The organism is uncultured Succinivibrio sp., from assembly GCF_902756765.1.
Lineage (GTDB): Bacteria > Pseudomonadota > Gammaproteobacteria > Enterobacterales > Succinivibrionaceae > Succinivibrio.
Map to the genome: position 1 here is coordinate 1 of NZ_CACVSS010000152.1, position 3,227 is coordinate 3,227.

At 37.0% G+C, this 3,227-nt stretch carries 2 protein-coding genes; both read left to right on the forward strand.

All coding sequences use genetic code 11. The annotated features are described in order from the left end of the window. Positions 1 to 218: 218 nt before the first annotated feature. Positions 219 to 1,625, forward strand: coding sequence for a transposase (locus tag QZU45_RS11780; protein WP_295355528.1), 1,407 nt, complete (start codon positions 219 to 221; stop codon positions 1,623 to 1,625). 335 nt (positions 1,626 to 1,960) lie between these two features. Continuing rightward, the coding region (gene ftsY, locus QZU45_RS11785; RefSeq protein ID WP_295355530.1) for a signal recognition particle-docking protein FtsY at positions 1,961 to 3,227 on the forward strand (1,267 nt) is incomplete at its 3' end.

Genomic DNA, 3,227 nt, shown 5'->3' on the forward strand with positions numbered 1-3,227 from the left:
ACTCTAGTTTCCCACATGGAAAATTAACTCAAACCTAGACTGGCTCTAGTGTTGAAGATCTTTAAAAACTTACATTGATTTATTTAAGGTGAAATGCCGTATAAGAAGTGAAAAATAAGAGAAAAATAACTTATTTATCAGGTAGATAACTTGAAAAAGTGTGTTAATTATGATAGAATTTACTCATCAAAACAAATACTTAACATAAGAAACACACTATGAATATTTTATCTAATTTTAATTCTTCAGGCAAATTTTCTGACACCTTTTCTTCACTTTTTTCAGCATTAGGTCTTTGTTCTCTTTTAAGGAGAGCAGGATTTAAAAAGAGAGAAGGTTATGGTGCTTCAGTAAGTTCGTTACTGTTTATGGTTCTGTCATCATGTTTCTATGATTCAAATAAAACCATCTATGGCAATTACACCTCTTACAGAAAGTCTAATATCTGCACTTCAAAGAGTAGTCTTTACAGATTTTTATCAAACTGCCGTAACAACTGGAGAAAGCTAATACTTCTGCTTTCAGAAAGGGTTATCTCCAAAGTTTCTAAATTATCTGATTCAGATAGAAAGTTCTGCTTTGTCATTGATGACTCAATGCTTGAAAGAGCCAAAGGCAAAGAAGTAGAGCTTATGTCCCGCCAGTATGACCACGTATCAAAGACCTTTGTTAAAGGCTTTAATATGCTGCAGATTGGATGGACTGATGGTGTAAGTTTTTTTCCTGTTAACTCAGCTTTAATGTCTTCTAAAAGAGAAGAAAACAGATATTGTGAGGTTAAGGAAGAAAAGTCTGACCCAAGAACCTGTGGAGGCAAGAGAAGAGCTGAAGCTGTTAAAACTAAAACAACTGTTGCTGTTGATATGCTTGAACAGGCTATAAATTCAGGTATTACAGGAGACTATGTTCTGATGGATACCTGGTTTACAACCGAGCCTTTTATAAAACAGATAAATGAACTTGGTCTGGATGTCATAGGTATGGTCAAACCTTTACGTCAGCGTTACATCTATAATGGTCAGTCTTTAAACTTAAGAAAACTCTATAAGGCAGCTCCCGGTAAGAAATCCCGAGATGTCATCTGTTCTGTTCAGGTTAAGACAAAGAGCGGTATTCCCTGCAAGATTGTCTTTATCCGTAACCGTAACTGTAAACGACAGTTCCTTGCAATACTCTCAACTGATACCAGTTTAGATGATGATGCAATCGTAAGACTGTATGCAAGAAGGTGGTTTATTGAAACCAACTTCAGAGCTCAAAAACAGTACTTTAAGCTTGGTACAGAAACATATGCCAGAGACTACGATAATCTCATAGCCTTTATGTCTGTATCTTCAATCAGATACATAATGCTTGAGTTCTGCAGACGCTATGAACAGGATGAACGCTCATTAGGTGCCTTGTTTAGAAACACCAAAGAGCAATTGCAGGATATTCCTTTCCTAACTGCTTTAGACTCGCTAATGAAGCTCTTTTTGGATATTCCAAAGAAACTTGAAGAAGCTGGATTACTCAAGAAAGGTTGTATTGCAAAAGCAGAAGCTATCATCACTGAGCTTTTAGGAGAGTGGTTCAATGGTATCTGCAACTTCCTTCAAGAGATCTTACCCAAGCCATCAACTTAGGTTAAATAAATCAATGTAAGTTTTTAAAGAGCGTCAACGCTAGATCTTATCTAGGTTTAGTTAGATTTTATATCTGGGAAACTCGAGTTATTAATTTTATAAAGGCTTCAATTTTTGGATCTATGATTTTTCCATTAGCATCCTTGTTAAACCAGTTATAAATAAAAGGTCCATGTCTGTCACCATTCAAATCTGTATATATAAATTCTATGAATTTGTCAGGTTCATTTCCTAAAGCAATGGCTTGATTTGTATTGGCGGAATTGTCTCTATTAATGAAATTAATTCACATATAGCTTATAATGGCCCTAAATTTATAACTATTAGAGGATAAGATGGGTTTATTTTCCTTTTTTAAGAAAAAAAATACAGATAATGATGAAGTCCTGAACGAGAAAGAAAATTTACAAGAAAATGTTCAGTCATCAGTTGAAGAGAACATAGTAGAAGAAGCTCCTGTCGTAGAAGATACAGCTGAACAGGAAATTAAGGCTGAGATTTCAGAAGATACTGTTTTGCCAGATGAAAAGGCTGTAGATGATACACCAGCTTTAGAAGAGACCGATGTACAGGAAGCTACCGTTGAAAATGCTCAGGCTAAGCCTTCAACAGAAGAAAATACTGTTGATGATACAGTAGCTTTAGAAGAGACTGATGTACAGGATGCTACCGTTGAAAATGCTCAGGCTAAGCCTTCAACAGAGGAAAATACTGTTGAAGATACAGTAGCTTTAGAAGAGACTGATATACAGGAAGCTACCGTTGAGAATGCCCAGGAGGAGACTGCTGTAAAAGAAACTCCAGAGAAGGTTAAATTAAGTTTCTTTGAAAGATTAAAGAGAACAAGAGAGAATCTTGCATACGGTATTTCAGCTTTAGTTAAGGGCAAGAAGATTGATGATGATCTTTACGAAGATCTCGAAACTGCATTATTAACAGCTGATCTTGGTGTTGAAACCACAGATACAATTATTGAGCGTCTGAAGGATGAATCAAAGTTAAGAGATCTGCATGATGCAGGTGCTCTAAAGGTTAACTTAAAGAACATCTTAAAGGAAATATTAGAGCCCTGCGCACAGCCTCTTAATGTTAAAAAGGAAGGCGATTCACCATATGTGATTTTAATGGTAGGCGTAAATGGTGCCGGTAAGACTACCACCATTGGTAAGCTTGCACTTAAATACAAGTCACAGGGTATGAAGGTAATGCTTGCTGCAGGCGATACTTTCCGAGCTGCAGCTGTAGAGCAGTTAAAAGAGTGGGGTAAGAGAACTGATACTCCTGTTATTTCTCAGCCAACTGGATCAGACAGTGCTTCAGTTATCTTTGATGCTTTGAATGCAGCAAAGGCAAGAAAGGCTGATGTACTTATCTGTGATACTGCAGGCAGACTTCAGAATAAAGACAATCTGATGGAAGAATTAAAGAAGATCGTTCGTGTCATGAAAAAGATTGACGAGAATGTTCCAAATGAGGTTATGCTGGTTCTTGACGCTACAACCGGTCAGAACGCTGTATCTCAGATGAAGATTTTCAAAGAAGCTGTAAATGTAAGCGGCCTGTGCCTGACGAAGCTTGATGGCACAGCAAAGGGCGGTGTAG

Excerpts from the sequence above, each read along its gene's own strand:
- QZU45_RS11780 (WP_295355528.1), top strand. The coding sequence starts at position 219 with ATGAATATTTTATCTAATTTTAATTCTTCAGGCAAATTTTCTGACACC.